Below are 14,293 nucleotides of genomic sequence, written 5' to 3' on the forward strand. Positions count from 1 at the left end.
AAGCGTAAATCTCTGATTTGAGGTATTGGGGCAATCCTGTGGGGGATTGCCTCTTTTTTTATCTGCGCCGTCATGCCACAATGACATCATCCCTTATCCAACCCGATCACGCCATGACTCCGATACTTGCCTTCGACATCGAAACCATTCCCGACGTAAACGGCATCCGCCAGCTTTACGATTTGCCTGCCGATTTGCCCGACAACGAAGTCGTCCTGTTTGCCCAGCAGCAACGCCGCACCAAAACCGGCAGCGACTTTATGCAACACCATCTGCACCAAGTCGTCGCCATCTCCTGCTGTATGCGCTGGGGTCAGGACAAAATCCGCGTCAGTACCATCGGCGATCCCGAAGACAGCGAAGAAGTCATGATTGCCAAATTCTTCGAGGTCATCGAAAACTATACGCCGCAACTCGTCAGCTGGAACGGCGGCGGTTTCGACCTGCCCGTCCTCCACTACCGCGCCCTGATACACGGCATCAGCGCCGCCCGTTATTGGGACATGGGCGACGGCGACTTTGGCGACAGCCGCGACTTTAAGTGGAACAACTACATCAGCCGCTACCACTCCCGCCATTGCGACCTGATGGATTTGCTCGCCCTCTACCAACCGCGTGCCAGCGTGCCTTTGGACGATATGGCCAAACTCTGCGGCTTCCCCGGCAAACTGGGCATGGACGGTAGCAAGGTCTGGGACGCTTATCATGCAGGCCGTCTGAAAGACATCCGCGATTATTGTGAAACCGATGCCGCCAATACCTACCTGATGTATATGCGCTTTCGCATGATGAGCGGCGCGCTCGATGCCGACGAATACGAAGTCGAAATCAAACGCATCAAACATTATCTGGCCGCACAAGCCGAAGAAAAACAACACTGGGCGGAGTTCGTCGCTGCTTGGCGTTAAATCAGGCCGTCTGAACAGCTAAACCAAAAAACCAAAAGGGCGTGATCGACACGCCCTTTTTTATATTTCGACAAACCATGCCCATTAAGCAGGCAAACGCCCCAGCGTTACCCTATCCAATCCAGCCAAATCCTGTTCGGTTGCCACTTCTGCAAAACCGTTCTCCAGCATAATGTTCCGCACTGCTTTGCCTTGGTCATAGCCGTGTTCAAACAGCAGCCAGCCGTTGGCTTTCAGGTATTTAGGGGCTTCTTGGGTAATGTGGCGGATATGGCTGAGGCCATCTGAAAAGTCGGTCAGCGCATTTTGCGGTTCAAACCTCAAATCACCTTGCGATAAATGTTCATCGCCATCCTCGATATACGGCGGATTGGAAACAATCACATCGTATCGGCCTTCAGACGGCTTGTCGGTATCAAACCACGAACCCTGCGCAAACTCCACTTTTGCGCCCAATTCGGCCGCATTTTGACGGGCAGTATCCAAAGCACCGACGCTGATGTCGGATGCACGAACATCGGCATCACCGCGTTCAAGCGCGATGGTTACGGCAATGGCGCCGCTTCCCGTCCCCAAGTCCCACACACGGCCTTGCGACGGCAAGCGTTTGAGCACGGCTTCCACCAAATGCTCAGTTTCATGGCGTGGAATCAGCACATGGGGATTGACGGTAAAGCGTCGTCCGTAGAACTCGCGCTCGCCCAACAGATAGGCCATCGGCTCGCCTTTCAGACGGCGTTGCGCCAAAGCCTCCAAGATTTGCAGGTCAGATTCCGCCAAATCGTCCGTACCGCGTGTAACCAACTGCGCACGCGTGTAACCCAGCGCATATTGCAACAACATCCGCGCTTCATTTTTGGGCAGTGCCGATTGGCGCAACCATTCATCAAGCGTCATTTCTCGTCCCATCTGCCAGCGTTGTGGCTTTTCTTTCCTTAATCTTTCCGGCAAACGTGCCGATGGTGGCAACCGCAAATGCGGCATACCACAAATAAAATCCCGCGCCGTAGCGCACAATATCCGATGTATTCCCTGCTTCATCGACGTGTACGGCTTTCACACTGAAAGCCACCAGCGCCAAGCCCCAAAGTGCCGTATGGACAGGCACAACCTTCTTCCGCAACACCAGCAACACAATGGCCGCCAACCAAACATAATTCGCATAGGCCGCACAATATCTGATATCCAAAGAAGCAAATATCGACCCCAAAATCAAAACGGTCAAACCCTTCATGCTTTCATGATTGCCCAAATAAAATGCAACATTGGACAAAGATGCTATCCACAGTGCAACCGACACCAGCAACATCACTATGGGAAAACTTGATTTCCGATTCTGTTCCTGCATGGTTTTATCCTAATGCAAAAGGCCGTCTGAAAACCTTTCAGACGGCCTGCCGTTTAAATTTCGCTACCGCCGACGGTCAGTCCGGCATCAATCCTCAGTGTCGGTTGTCCGACGCCGACAGGAACGCTCTGCCCTTCTTTGCCGCAGACACCGATGCCGCTGTCGAGCGCAGTGTCGTTGCCTATCATGGAAACGTGTTTCAGCACTTCGGGACCGTTGCCGATGATGGTCGCGCCTTTGACAGGATATTGCAGTTTGCCGCCTTCCACCCACCACGCTTCGGATGCGCTGAACACGAACTTGCCGCTGGTAATGTCCACTTGTCCGCCGCCAAAGTTGACGGCGTAAATGCCCTTGTCGATGGACGCGATGATTTCTTCCGGCTCATAGCCGCCGTTTTCCATAAAGGTATTGGTCATGCGCGGCATAGGAGCGGAAGCGTAACTTTCGCGGCGGCCGTTGCCGGTCGATTGCATACCCATCAGGCGGGCGTTGGTTTCGTCCTGCATATAGCCGACCAAAATACCGTCTTCAATCAATACAGTACGGCGGGTTTCGTTGCCTTCGTCGTCGATATTGAGCGAGCCGCGTCTGTCGGCAATATCGCCTTGATCCACAACGGTAACGCCTTTGGCAGCCACGCGCTCGCCGATTCGGCCGGAGAAAACGCTGGTTTCTTTACGGTTGAAATCGCCTTCCAAACCATGTCCAACCGCTTCGTGCAACAACACGCCCGGCCAGCCGTTGCCCAAAACAACGGTCATCTCGCCGGCAGGCGCAGGACGGGATTCAAGATTGGTCAGGGCTTGTTTGACGGCGGAATCGACAAACCGATGCACCAAGTTTTCATCGAAATACGCCAAATCATAACGCCCGCCACCGCCTGCGCTGCCCTGCTCGCGACGCTCGCCCTGCTTGGCAATGACGGTTACGTTCATGCGCACCATCGGACGGATATCGGCAGCGTGTTTGCCGTCCAGACGGGCGATGTACACCATGTCGTATTCGCAGGTCAAACCGGCCATCACTTGCACGATACGCGGATCGGCGGCTTTGGCCAGCGTTTCAACTTTGTTCAACAGCGCGACTTTGGCAGCAGAATCAAGACTGGCAATAGGGTCAATCGCCATATGGACAGGCTTGCCGTAGGCAGGTGTCGGCACTTTGACGCTGGCTTCGCCGCCAGCCGCACCAATCACGCGCACGGCTTTGGCAGAGCGGTTGATCGAATCGATACACAGGCTGTCAGCGTAGGCAAAAGCAGTCTTATCGCCCGAAACGGCACGCACGCCCACACCCTGATCGATTTGGAAGCTGCCCGATTTGACGATGCCTTCTTCCAAATGCCAACTTTCATAGGCAGTACGCTGGCAATAGATGTCGGCATAATCGACATGGTTGGCGCCGATAATACTCAGGCTTTGGGCGAGCAAATCGGGGGAAAGGTGGTTGGCTTCGAGCAAATCTCGCTGTACCGCGGCGTAGGTTTGTTGCATAATTTTTCAGACGGCCCGACGAGCAGGCAAAGTTAATTTGGCCTTGATTATACGGTATTTTATATGGCTTTGGATATGTTGATTGCTTGGATTTATGAGTGATTGAAACAAATCAAAAGGCCGTCTGAAATATAGGGTTGAAATGTTTGCCTTACCCTATTTCAACCGGCCTGTTCGTTTGACGTTCAGACGGCCTTTTCAATCACGGCAAAGCCAATGCCACAATTTAATTTCCATACAAAACAAAGCATTACAACAAAAACCATTATTTTTTCAATTTTGCTATTGATAATAGTTATTATTAGCGTATAATCAAAACCACTCGGAAGACGTCCTAATCCGAGCCATTAAACGACAGATTTTATCCCCCTCTTTCCCATTATCTCTTGATACTCGGAGTGCGCATATACGAAACATACCTGTTCCCCTTTATATCAGATACTCAAAACCGAAAAACATGAAACCCACTGCCGATACAGTGGGTTTCGTGTTTTTTGGCGTTCGGTTTATCAGGCTTGGCCGGCTGCTTATCAGGCCGTCTGAAACCGAATAGGCCTGATTATCGGCAGGTTTTCATGTTCAACTTGCCATAACGGCCGACAATGTTTCTGATGTCTTGGGCATCGCGCTCGTCGACCGCCATAAAGACCACGGTCATGCGTGCTACGCTCAAACCGGTATCGGGTGCGCTTCTGTCTTCCTGTTCGACAATGCGCGCACCGCCAAAACCTGCGCTGGACAAGCGTGAAATCAAAACTTGGGCGGAAGAGCGGCTGCGTGTTACGTCAATGCTGATTTCGCCGTTGTGAATACTGCCGCTAAAGCCGCGGCTGCCCAAGGCATCAAGCTGGGCGGAAGTGTCGCCGTCGGCAGGCAAGACCACGCGGAAGGTTTTGGAAGAAGTTTCGCCACCGGATGCGCCGTTACGTTTTTCGATACTGCGGCTGGCCGCATGAGGCCATTTGCCCAACAAGCCTTTGATGCGGTGGTAATCGTCTTCATCCATCACTACGGTGGCGCTGCTGGTACACAAGCGTTCCACGCCGGCCGCGTCCATCTCTTCTTCGGCTGCGCGACGCTCTTGCGCTTCTTTCTCGCGGCGCATTTTTTCTTTTTTCTCTTTCAACTGCTGCGCTTCTTGCTTTTTACGCAAGGCTTCTGCTTCTTCGGATTCAGGTTCTGCCATAATCAGGCCGTCTGATTCATCCGCCACCCAATCGGGTTGCGATGCCTGCTGAGGCTCGGCTTTGGGCGCGTCCAAAGAAGACGGGCGCAATAATTCGTGCGTGCCGCCTTCCAAGGCAGATTCGGGTTTCGCGGTTTTATGTTGTGTCCGATAGGCAACCATGCTGCCAAAAACAATGATGTTGAGTGCGACCAAGACCGCAAACAGCCATTTCATGATGCGTTTTCCTTTTTATTGTCCGTTGCGATGGGCAATCCAATGCAAGAGCCCGTGAATCACGAGATTATCGACGATTTTCACTTGATTGTCATGAACGAATGACTCCGGCAGCGCCTGCACGACTCTGGCCGCGCCGCCGCCCGTGATAATAATATCGACCGGTTTGCCTTCGCCCGTTTTGTCTTTCAGACGGCCATGCATCATCATCAACGCGCCGCAAACGGCATCCATCATGCCGCTGGCAATGGCGTTCGGCGTTGTGGTTGGGAACGGATATACCTTGCCGATGGGGCGGTTGAGGTTGGCGGTCTTGAGCGCCATCGCCTCTTTCATCAAGTGGAAACCGGGCATGATGGTGCCGCCGAGATAATGATTGTCTTCCGTCAGCGCGTCGGTGGTTACGGCGGTGCCGCAGCTGACGACGACGCAGGCATTTTGCGTAAAGCGACGGCTGCCCAGCGCATTAAACCAACGGTCGGAGCCATGTTCTTCAGGACGGCGGTAATGGTTGCGGATACCCAAAGCCTGCGGCATGGAAGACAGCCATTCGACCGGACGGGTTAATTGTTCTTCCACCATCGCTTTTTTTACCGAACCGCACACGGCGCAACCGACAATCTTCACATCATCATCGGCAAATTGCAGCCATTCTTCGCCCAGCTGGGTCAAATCACGATACGGCGCGCGGCCGACTTCGGAAAATGTGCCGTTCTCTACCCACGCCCATTTCAACTGACTGTTGCCGCCGTCCAGCAGCAAAAAGCGTTCCGGCTTAGTCGCGGCAGGTTGCGCCGGACGATTATCCGGACGCAAGCTGATCTCGCCGCTGACAATGGTTTTCTCGCCATTGTCGGTCAACAAACGCAACGCGCCTTGCGCATCCACGCCTTTGACTACGCCTTCATGAACAATGCGCCCTTCTTGAAGCAGCAAGACCGGCCTGCCTGTGTCGCGGTTGGCGGCATCGTATTCGCCGACACATGACGCGAATCCGTTTTGCGCGTATTCGTTCAACAGCGCATCGAGTTGCGCCAATACCGCATTCAATAAGGTTTTGACGCTTACGCCCTGCTTAGAGGCCGTCTGAAACAATGCCTGTATGGAAGTGGCGTTTTCAACTTCTTTCGGCAATACAAAATTGATACCGATGCCGATGACGGCGACAGTCCTATTCTCTACCCGCGCCGTTTCAATCAAAATACCGGCCAATTTATCGTTGGCCACGACCAAATCGTTCGGCCACTTGATATTTACGTCCAAACCGATATCGGCAAGCGCGCGTCGGCAAGCCAATGCCGCCACCAACGCCAGCGAACCCAGCTCATACTGCGGCTTGTCAAACGCCCAGCCCAAGCTGAACATCAGACATTCACCCTGTCGGTTGACCCAGCTTCGCCCTTGCCGTCCGCGTCCTTTGGTTTGGAAATGCGCCACGCACAAGGCCTTATGCGCCAAATCTGCCGACTGGCGCGCCAATGCCATGATTTCATCATTGCTGGACGAACATTCGTGTTTCAACTGCGCACGAAAACCCTGTTTTCCGGCCATTTGTTGCAGAGATTCTTCGGCAAACACAGCCAAAGGGCGCACCAAACGCCATTGCCCGTCGTGCTGGCGCAGCAAACCGCGGATATGGCCCGGCATCTGCTGCCAGAATCCGTTTAATTGTTGCGGCTTCATACCGACCACGCGCGCCAACTGAGAAACGTGTTGCGGCAGGCCGTCTGAAAGTGCGGCGAGCAAGGCCCAATGGCGGCTGTTCAAATCCGTCATTCGCCTCCTCCGGCTTCGCGAATTTTCGCCAACGTTTTGGTGGTCGAAGTCTGGTGTAAAAACGGAATCGAAAATACTTTGCCGCCACGCGCAAACGTCTCAGCCGCACCGACAATCTTATCCACAGGCCAGTCGCCGCCTTTAATCAATACATCAGGTTTGACCATTTCAATCAACGCAGCCGGCGTATCGTCATCAAACCATGTGACCAAATCCACGCTCGCCAATGCCGCTGCCACTGCCGCGCGGTTTTCCAAAGGATTAATCGGACGATCGTCCCCTTTGCCCTGACGGCGCACCGAAGCATCGGTATTCAATGCCAACACCAAAGCCGCACCGGCCGATCGCGCCTGCGCCAGATACGTTACATGGCCCCTATGGAGAATATCGAAACAGCCGTTGGTAAACACCAGCGGACGGGGCAATGCCGCCAAACGCTCCGCCAGCTTTTCGGGCGGACAGATTTTGGATTCAAATTCTGGAGCTGGCCATTCGGACATGATGCGGTTCCTTTGGGAATGAAACAGAAAATAATCGGGGTATTATAAAGGATAACGGCGAAACGCCATAAAAAGATACCGAACGGTACAATATTCGGGCTTGACTGCGTATTCATTGATATTTGATAACACAGCAAATGCTATTTTTGCCGATGCCATGATGAAACGGTTTGATAAATACTTTTTTGAAACCCAATTAAATCTGAAGTAAAATTCGGGTATAAATGGAAAAAAGCCTGCATACAATATGCAGGCTTTCATCTGGGGTGGCTGATGGGGCTCGAACCCACGACAACTGGAATCACAATCCAGGGCTCTACCAACTGAGCTACAGCCACCGTAAAAATTGGCACGCCCGACAGGAATCGAACCTGTAACCCCCGACTTAGAAGGTCGGTGCTCTATCCGGTTGAGCTACGGGCGCTCATGCCGATTCGTGCTAAGAATTTTGTGGTCGGGGCGGTGGGATTCGAACTCACGACCCTCTGCTCCCAAAGCAGATGCGCTAACCGGGCTGCGCTACGCCCCGACTGAAGACCTGAACTATACAGACCCTTTTTAACCCGGTCAACATCTACTTTGCTTTATTTTTTCATTTTTTGATTATCTTATTATTTTTAATCGTTATTTATTTTTATGTTTCACAATCAGGGCTACTCTTTTGTGTCAGGCCGTCTGAAAAATGCGATAATTTAAACGCAATATTTATCCCTATTGAGGAGGAAAAATCATGGCTGCACAACTTATAGACGGAAAAAAAATCTCCCAGCAACGCATCGAGGCGGTCGCACAGGCGGTAAAAGCGCGTCAGGAAAAAGGTTTGCACACGCCTTGTTTGGCGGTGGTATTGGTCGGCGACGACCCTGCCAGCGCGGTTTATGTACGCAATAAAAAACTGGCCTGCCAAAAAAGCGGCATTGAATCGCGCTCTTACGAGCTGCCGTCTGAAACCACGCAAGACGATTTGTTGAAACTGGTGGACGAATTGAACGGCGACCCTGCCGTCGACGGTATTTTGGTGCAACTGCCGCTACCGGCCCACATCGACAGCCAGGCAGTTTTGGAACGTATCATGCCGCATAAAGATGTGGACGGCTTCCACCCTTACAACGTCGGCCGCCTGGTCGTCAAAATGCCGCTGATGCGCCCGTGCACGCCCAAAGGCGTGATGACTTTGTTGGAAGCCTACGGCATCGACCCGAAAGGCAAAAAAGCCGTGATTGTCGGCGCGTCCAATATTGTCGGCCGCCCGCAGGCGTTGGAATTGCTGCTGTCCCGCGCGACGGTAACCATCTGCCACAGCGCCACGCAAAACCTTGCCGATGAAGTTGCCGCCGCCGATATTTTGGTGGTCGGCGTGGGCATTCCGAATTTTGTTAAAGGCGAATGGGTCAAACCCGGCGCCGTCGTTATCGATGTGGGCATCAACCGCTTGGAAGACGGCAGCCTGTGCGGCGACGTGGAGTTTGATGTCGCCAAAGAACGTGCGTCCATGATTACGCCCGTTCCCGGCGGCGTCGGCCCGATGACGATTGCCACTTTGTTGGAAAACACGCTACACGCGGCCTCATTGCACGACTAACCGCCGTCATTAAATTAGGCCGTCTGAACATGGTTTTTCAGACGGCCTGACCTGTTTTTTGTTTTTTTACCTTATCGGCTTCACATGTCCTTACTCGCTTCCCACACCGACAACCCGACTTTCCGCAACGCTTCCTATATCCTGATGGGTTTGGCCTTGCTGATTGTCTTGCACTACCATCTGCTGCCGCTGCTGCTGTCGGTTATCCTGACCTATATCTTTATTACGCGCACCAACGGCGTCATCCTCAAACTCCGCCGCCGTGTTTTACCGCGCAACACGCGGCTGCATAAATCGCTCAATGCGCACAACATCAACCTGATTTCCACCACGCTGACGCTGGCCATCGTGTTCAGCATCATTGCGATGATGTCTTTGGGCATTTACCACCTGATACACGGCGGCCATGTCGGCTTTATGCTGGCCAAGCTGGCGGCGATTTTGGAAGACACCAAAAACAGCCAAGACCTGCCTGCGGCCATTCTCAATATGCTGCCCAACAATATGGCCGAAATCAAAGCCTCGGCGATCAAGCTGATTGACGAATACCGCGCCGCGCTGACCCGCATCAGTAAAAACAGCATCACGTCCTTCGTGTACATCCTCATCGGCATCATCATCGGCGCCATGCTCAGCTTCCACCGCCTGAAAATGCGTAAAAACCGCCGCAAAATGCCATTGTTTAAAGCCGAATTGGTGCAACGCATCGTCACTTTTGAAACCAGCTTTGAACGCGTGTTCCTCGCCCAAGTCAAAATCTCGCTGATCGACACTTTCCTGACCGGCCTGTACCTTTACTTGGTTTTACCGCTGTTCGGCGTTGAGCTGCCGTTTAAAATGACCGTCCTGATCGTCGCCTTTATCGTCGGCCTGATTCCGGTAGCGGGCAACCTGATTTCCAACACCATCATCATTATTTTGAGCCTCGGCGCATCGCTTTACGTCGCACTCGCCTCGCTGGTGTTCCTCGTTGTCATCCACAAGCTCGAATATTTCCTCAACGCCAAAATCATCGGCTCGGAAATCGAATCCAGCGCGTGGGAATTGCTGGTGGCGATGGTCGTCTTTGAACGCATTTTCGGCATCGGCGGCATCATCGTCGCGCCGGTTTATTACGCCTATTTGAAAAACGAATTGAAACTGCGAAAATTGATTTAATCAGTTGCGTTTATACACACAAAAGGCCGTCTGAAAACGACAATCGGGTTTTCAGACGGCCTTTGCTTTACCTTTTCTTACACTTTACGGCATAATGGCAGCCACGCATTTCTAGAAGAAAGATAAATAATGTCAACCAAAACCCCTTCCCTATTCGGCGGCGCGATGATTATCGCCGGTACGGTTATCGGCGCAGGCATGCTTGCCAACCCGACCGCCACCTCCGGCGTATGGTTTACCGGCTCGCTGGCCGTGTTGCTGTACACCTGGTTTTCCATGCTCTCCAGCGGCCTGATGATTTTGGAAGTCAATACCCATTATCCGCACGGCGCCAGCTTCGACACCATGGTCAAAGACCTGCTCGGCCCGGCTTGGAACATCATCAACGGCGTTGCCGTCGCTTTCGTTTTATACCTGCTCACCTACGCCTACATCTTCGTCGGCGGCGACCTGACCGCCAAAGGCATCGGCAGCGCGGTAGGCGGCGAAATCTCGCTCACCGTCGGCCAACTCGTCTTCTTCGGCATTCTCGCCTTTTGCGTTTGGGCATCCGCACGCTTGGTTGACCGTTTCACCAGCATCCTCATCGGCGGCATGGTATTGACCTTCATCTGGGCAACCGGCGGCCTGATTGCCGATGCCAAAATGCCTGTTTTGTTTGATACCCAAGCCCCTGCCGGCACCAACTACTGGATTTATGTCGCCACCGCCCTGCCCGTTTGCCTTGCGTCATTCGGCTTCCACGGCAACGTTTCCAGCCTGCTCAAATACTTTAAAGGCGACGCGCCCAAAGTGGCCAAATCCCTATGGGCAGGAACGCTGATTGCGCTTGTGATTTACATCCTCTGGCAAATCGCCATCCAAGGCAACCTGCCGCGCAGCGAGTTCGCACCGGTTATCGCTGCCGAAGGCCAAGTTTCCGTCCTGATCGAAACGCTGTCCAAGTTCGCCCAAACCGGCAATATGGACAAAGTGTTGACCCTGTTCTCCTACATGGCGATCGCAACGTCCTTCCTCGGCGTAACGCTCGGCCTGTTTGACTACATTGCCGACATCTTCAAATGGAACGACAGCATTTCCGGCCGTACCAAAACTGCCGCGCTGACCTTCCTGCCGCCCCTGATTTCCTGCCTGCTCTTCCCTACCGGCTTCGTTACCGCCATCGGCTACGTCGGCCTGGCCGCCACCATCTGGACAGGCATCATCCCCGCCATGCTGCTCTACCGCTCGCGCCATAAATTCGGTGCCGGCAAAAACTACAAAGTTTACGGCGGATTCTGGCTGATGGTTTGGGTCTTCCTCTTCGGCATCATCAACATTGCCGCCCAGATATTGAGCCAACTGGAGCTTGTTCCCGTATTTAAAGGTTAAATTCCCTTAAGGCCGTCTGAAACACCCTCTTTCAGACGGCCTAATTCATTATTTTCCGCTACAATACCCCCTTTCCCCCAACGAACACCGTCCATGTACGACAATATCCGTTTCCATCTCGACGAAGACTATCCCGACCAACTCCCACCCGAAAACGCTGCCACCCACATCGGCATGTACTGGCAGTGGGCGGCGCAGGCAGGCCTCGTCAACCCCGTCTGGCAAACCGCCCCCGAAACCGCAGCCGACTTCGCCGCCATGACCTCGGGCAAAATCAGCGGACGGCACTTCCTGCTCAAACACATGGACGGCGCATTGACGGCAGACGACTTTACCGAACTCGGCCAACGGTTTACCGAGTTCTACTACACCGACGAAGAAGACGGCTACGGCGCATTTATGGAAGACTACATCCTCGCCCTCGACACGCCCTCGCTCGGCGGCTTCTACCACGTCAAAAATACCCCGGAAACCTTCGCCAAACTGATACCCGTTTTTCAGACGGCCTTTGAAAAATGGAAAAGCAGTTTGAAAGCAGAAAAATAAGAGCCACCACCATGAAACTCATCATCCTCGACCGCGACGGCGTCATCAACCAAGACCGCGACGATTTCGTCAAATCCGTTGACGAATGGATTCCCATCGAAGGCAGCATGGATGCCATCGCCTTTTTAACGCAGGCAGGCTACACCATCGCCGTGGCCACCAACCAATCCGGTATCGGCCGCAAATACTTTACCGTGCAAGACCTGACCGAAATGCACGCAAAAATGCACCGTCTTGCCGTTCAAGCAGGCGGTACCATCGACGGCATTTGGTTTTGCCCGCACACCGCCGCCGACAACTGCGAATGCCGCAAACCCAAGCCCGGCATGATTATCGACATCATCGAACGCTTCAAGGCCAATGCCGCCGAAACCTGGCTGGTCGGCGACAGCCTGCGCGACCTGCAAGCCATTGATGCTGCAGGAGGCAAATCCGCGCTCGTCCTGACTGGCAAAGGCAAAAAAACGCTGGCCAAACACGAACAAGACCTGCCCGAACACACCCAAGTCTTCGACAACCTGCTCGCTTTCTCGCAATACATCATGCGTGAAAACACACAAATCGAAGAAGCCGCGCAAGCCATCCTATAAACGACAAGGCCGTCTGAAAACTGCCGACAACGGTGTTCAGACGGCCTTCAAACGACTGACTTTTCCCCGATATGCTGATTATCCGCAACCTGATTTACTGGTTCATCCTTTCCTCTAGCATTATTTTACTGTTCCCCTTTATGCTGCTTGCCCTGCCCTTCCAAGGCGGCGCGCACAAAATGGCGCAAGTTTGGGTGCGCATCCTCAACTGGTCGCTCAAGCACGTCATCGGTTTGAACTACACCTTAAACGGTGCGGAAAACATTCCCGACCGCCCTGCCATCATTTGCGCCAAACACCAAAGCGGCTGGGAAACCCTCGCCCTGCAAGAGATTTTTCCGCCTCAAGTCTATGTTGCCAAACGCGAACTCTTCAAAATCCCTTTCTTCGGCTGGGGCTTGAAACTGGTTAAAACCATCGGCATCGACCGCAGCAACAGCCGCGAAGCCAACAAACAACTTTTAGAACAAGGCCTTGCGCGTAAAAACGAAGGCTATTGGATTACCATTTTCCCCGAAGGCACACGCCTGCCGCCCGGCGAAAAAGGCCGCTATAAGCTCGGCGGCGCGCGCATGGCAAAAATGTTTGAGATGGACATCGTCCCCGTCGCGCTCAACAGCGGCGAGTTTTGGCCGCGCAATTCCTTCCTCAAATACCCCGGCACGGTCAGCGTCATCATCGGCAAACCCATTGCCCACAACAACGGCAATGAAGCCGAACTCATGGCTCAATGCGAGCAATGGATCGAAAGCCAACAGCCCCTGATTACCGGACAAGGCCCGTTCGCGCCCAAAACCAAATAAATCATTCCATCGGGTGGGCCGCTATACCCGCCCTTTCCATGCCGTCCAATATTTTTCTCAACATCATGCCCCACCTCCATACCCATACCCTTTCAGACGGCCTCACCATTCATATCCAGCTCAAACGCAGTGCCAAGAAAAACCTCATCTTGCGCCCCGTTTCCGCCGATACCGTCAGCATCAATATCCCTCCGTTTGTTACCCAGCGCACCTTTACCCAATGGCTGAACGACAACGAAGCCATCCTGCGCCGTACCCTAAACAAAACACCGGCTCGGCAAACACCTACAGACACGCTTCCCGAATGGATTTGGTATCAAGGCGTTCAGACGGCCTTGTCCGTCCACGCAGCAAACCACATCCAAATCAGGCCGTCTGAAATTCTGTTGCCCGAAAAAGAAACCGCCGCCCAACTTACCCATTTGCGCCGCTTCCTGCACGAGCGTGCGCACGAATATCTGCTACCGCGCCTCGAAGGCCATATCCGAACCACCCACCTGACCCCGAGCGCCATTTCCCTTTCCAACGCCAAAACCTTCTGGGGCGTTTGCCGCCACACCACCGGCATCCGCCTCAACTGGCGGCTCATCGGCACGCCCGAATATGTCGCCGACTACGTCTGCCTGCACGAACTCTCCCACCTGCGCCATCCCAACCACAGCCCTGCATTTTGGGCTCTAACCCACTCGCTCACGCCGCATGTCGACCAAGCCGAACAATGGCTGAAGGCGCACGGCGGCGAATTATTCCACCTCGGCTAAGTCTTTCCAGCAGCATTTTTCTGCAAGCAAACACCAGCCCAAAGCAAAGAAT

The 14,293-nt window shown here is 53.6% G+C and carries 14 protein-coding genes and 3 tRNA genes; 8 read left to right on the plus strand and 9 right to left on the minus strand.

Features of this window, described 5'->3' with window-relative positions; genetic code table 11:
- Positions 1-113: 113 nt before the first annotated feature.
- Positions 114-908, plus strand: coding sequence for a 3'-5' exonuclease (locus ACTHUM_RS06765; RefSeq protein ID WP_039862538.1), 795 nt, complete (start codon positions 114-116; stop codon positions 906-908).
- 84 nt (positions 909-992) lie between these two features.
- On the opposite strand, the gene prmC is transcribed toward ACTHUM_RS06765, so the two are convergent.
- The 9 genes from prmC to ACTHUM_RS06810 form a co-directional block, all read right to left on the minus strand.
- The gene (gene prmC, locus ACTHUM_RS06770) at positions 993-1,805 is read right to left on the minus strand and encodes a peptide chain release factor N(5)-glutamine methyltransferase (protein WP_004520961.1); all 813 of its coding nucleotides are present in this window, start codon (positions 1,803-1,805) and stop codon (positions 993-995) included.
- Positions 1,795-2,256, minus strand: a complete 462-nt coding sequence (locus tag ACTHUM_RS06775) for a hypothetical protein (RefSeq protein ID WP_004520960.1) — start codon at positions 2,254-2,256, stop codon at positions 1,795-1,797. The genes prmC and ACTHUM_RS06775 overlap by 11 nt, the downstream gene beginning before the upstream one ends.
- A 53-nt stretch (positions 2,257-2,309) precedes the next feature.
- A complete protein-coding gene (tldD, locus tag ACTHUM_RS06780) occupies positions 2,310-3,752 on the minus strand; it encodes a metalloprotease TldD (protein ID WP_004520959.1) in 1,443 nt (480 codons plus the stop codon).
- Between the two features lie 559 nt (positions 3,753-4,311).
- Positions 4,312-5,154 carry a hypothetical protein gene (locus ACTHUM_RS06785; protein ID WP_004520957.1) on the minus strand — a complete coding sequence of 281 codons (843 nt, stop codon included), beginning with the start codon at positions 5,152-5,154 and terminating at the stop codon, positions 4,312-4,314.
- A gap of 15 nt (positions 5,155-5,169) precedes the next feature.
- Entirely contained in the window at positions 5,170-6,930 is a 1,761-nt protein-coding gene (locus tag ACTHUM_RS06790; RefSeq protein WP_004520956.1) for a bifunctional biotin--[acetyl-CoA-carboxylase] ligase/type III pantothenate kinase, read from the minus strand.
- On the minus strand, positions 6,927-7,430 hold the full coding sequence (locus ACTHUM_RS06795) for an adenylyltransferase/cytidyltransferase family protein (RefSeq protein ID WP_004520955.1): 504 nt from the start codon (positions 7,428-7,430) through the stop codon (positions 6,927-6,929). Before ACTHUM_RS06795 ends, ACTHUM_RS06790 begins: the two co-directional genes overlap by 4 nt.
- A 262-nt stretch (positions 7,431-7,692) precedes the next feature.
- Positions 7,693-7,768: transfer RNA gene (locus tag ACTHUM_RS06800), tRNA-His, on the minus strand.
- A 9-nt stretch (positions 7,769-7,777) separates the two neighbouring features.
- Positions 7,778-7,854 (minus strand) — tRNA-Arg (locus ACTHUM_RS06805).
- A 27-nt stretch (positions 7,855-7,881) separates the two neighbouring features.
- Positions 7,882-7,959 (minus strand) — tRNA-Pro (locus ACTHUM_RS06810).
- A 201-nt stretch (positions 7,960-8,160) separates the two neighbouring features.
- On the opposite strand from ACTHUM_RS06810, the gene folD reads away from it, so the two are divergent.
- The 7 genes from folD (at position 8,161) to ACTHUM_RS06845 (ending at position 14,241) form a co-directional block, all read left to right on the plus strand.
- Entirely contained in the window at positions 8,161-9,012 is an 852-nt protein-coding gene (folD, locus tag ACTHUM_RS06815) for a bifunctional methylenetetrahydrofolate dehydrogenase/methenyltetrahydrofolate cyclohydrolase FolD (RefSeq protein WP_070695149.1), read from the plus strand.
- An 84-nt stretch (positions 9,013-9,096) separates the two neighbouring features.
- On the plus strand, positions 9,097-10,170 hold the full coding sequence (locus ACTHUM_RS06820) for an AI-2E family transporter (RefSeq protein ID WP_049322947.1): 1,074 nt from the start codon (positions 9,097-9,099) through the stop codon (positions 10,168-10,170).
- A 129-nt stretch (positions 10,171-10,299) separates the two neighbouring features.
- A complete protein-coding gene (locus tag ACTHUM_RS06825) occupies positions 10,300-11,541 on the plus strand; it encodes an aromatic amino acid transporter (RefSeq protein WP_070695148.1) in 1,242 nt (413 codons plus the stop codon).
- Positions 11,542-11,634: 93 nt separating this feature from the next.
- Complete coding sequence (locus ACTHUM_RS06830; protein WP_150540625.1) at positions 11,635-12,087, plus strand: DUF7832 domain-containing protein; 453 nt, start codon at positions 11,635-11,637, stop codon at positions 12,085-12,087.
- An 11-nt stretch (positions 12,088-12,098) separates the two neighbouring features.
- On the plus strand, positions 12,099-12,677 hold the full coding sequence (gene gmhB, locus ACTHUM_RS06835; protein WP_039862535.1) for a D-glycero-beta-D-manno-heptose 1,7-bisphosphate 7-phosphatase: 579 nt from the start codon (positions 12,099-12,101) through the stop codon (positions 12,675-12,677).
- A 71-nt stretch (positions 12,678-12,748) separates the two neighbouring features.
- A complete protein-coding gene (locus ACTHUM_RS06840; RefSeq protein WP_070695146.1) occupies positions 12,749-13,480 on the plus strand; it encodes a lysophospholipid acyltransferase family protein in 732 nt (243 codons plus the stop codon).
- 38 nt (positions 13,481-13,518) lie between these two features.
- Entirely contained in the window at positions 13,519-14,241 is a 723-nt protein-coding gene (locus tag ACTHUM_RS06845) for a M48 family metallopeptidase (RefSeq protein WP_004520946.1), read from the plus strand.
- Positions 14,242-14,293: the final 52 nt, after the last annotated feature.

Source organism: Neisseria sp. P0021.S006, assembly GCF_051956895.1.

Bases quoted from the DNA above. Each gene is read 5' to 3' on its own strand.
- ACTHUM_RS06765 (WP_039862538.1), top strand. From the start codon at position 114: ATGACTCCGATACTTGCCTTCGACATCGAAACCATTCCCGACGTAAAC.
- prmC (WP_004520961.1), bottom strand. From the start codon at position 1,805: ATGACGCTTGATGAATGGTTGCGCCAATCGGCACTGCCCAAAAATGAA.
- ACTHUM_RS06775 (WP_004520960.1), bottom strand. From the start codon at position 2,256: ATGCAGGAACAGAATCGGAAATCAAGTTTTCCCATAGTGATGTTGCTG.
- tldD (WP_004520959.1), bottom strand. From the start codon at position 3,752: ATGCAACAAACCTACGCCGCGGTACAGCGAGATTTGCTCGAAGCCAAC.
- ACTHUM_RS06785 (WP_004520957.1), bottom strand. From the start codon at position 5,154: ATGAAATGGCTGTTTGCGGTCTTGGTCGCACTCAACATCATTGTTTTT.
- ACTHUM_RS06790 (WP_004520956.1), bottom strand. From the start codon at position 6,930: ATGACGGATTTGAACAGCCGCCATTGGGCCTTGCTCGCCGCACTTTCA.
- ACTHUM_RS06795 (WP_004520955.1), bottom strand. From the start codon at position 7,430: ATGTCCGAATGGCCAGCTCCAGAATTTGAATCCAAAATCTGTCCGCCC.
- folD (WP_070695149.1), top strand. From the start codon at position 8,161: ATGGCTGCACAACTTATAGACGGAAAAAAAATCTCCCAGCAACGCATC.
- ACTHUM_RS06820 (WP_049322947.1), top strand. From the start codon at position 9,097: ATGTCCTTACTCGCTTCCCACACCGACAACCCGACTTTCCGCAACGCT.
- ACTHUM_RS06825 (WP_070695148.1), top strand. From the start codon at position 10,300: ATGTCAACCAAAACCCCTTCCCTATTCGGCGGCGCGATGATTATCGCC.
- ACTHUM_RS06830 (WP_150540625.1), top strand. From the start codon at position 11,635: ATGTACGACAATATCCGTTTCCATCTCGACGAAGACTATCCCGACCAA.
- gmhB (WP_039862535.1), top strand. From the start codon at position 12,099: ATGAAACTCATCATCCTCGACCGCGACGGCGTCATCAACCAAGACCGC.
- ACTHUM_RS06840 (WP_070695146.1), top strand. From the start codon at position 12,749: ATGCTGATTATCCGCAACCTGATTTACTGGTTCATCCTTTCCTCTAGC.
- ACTHUM_RS06845 (WP_004520946.1), top strand. From the start codon at position 13,519: ATGCCGTCCAATATTTTTCTCAACATCATGCCCCACCTCCATACCCAT.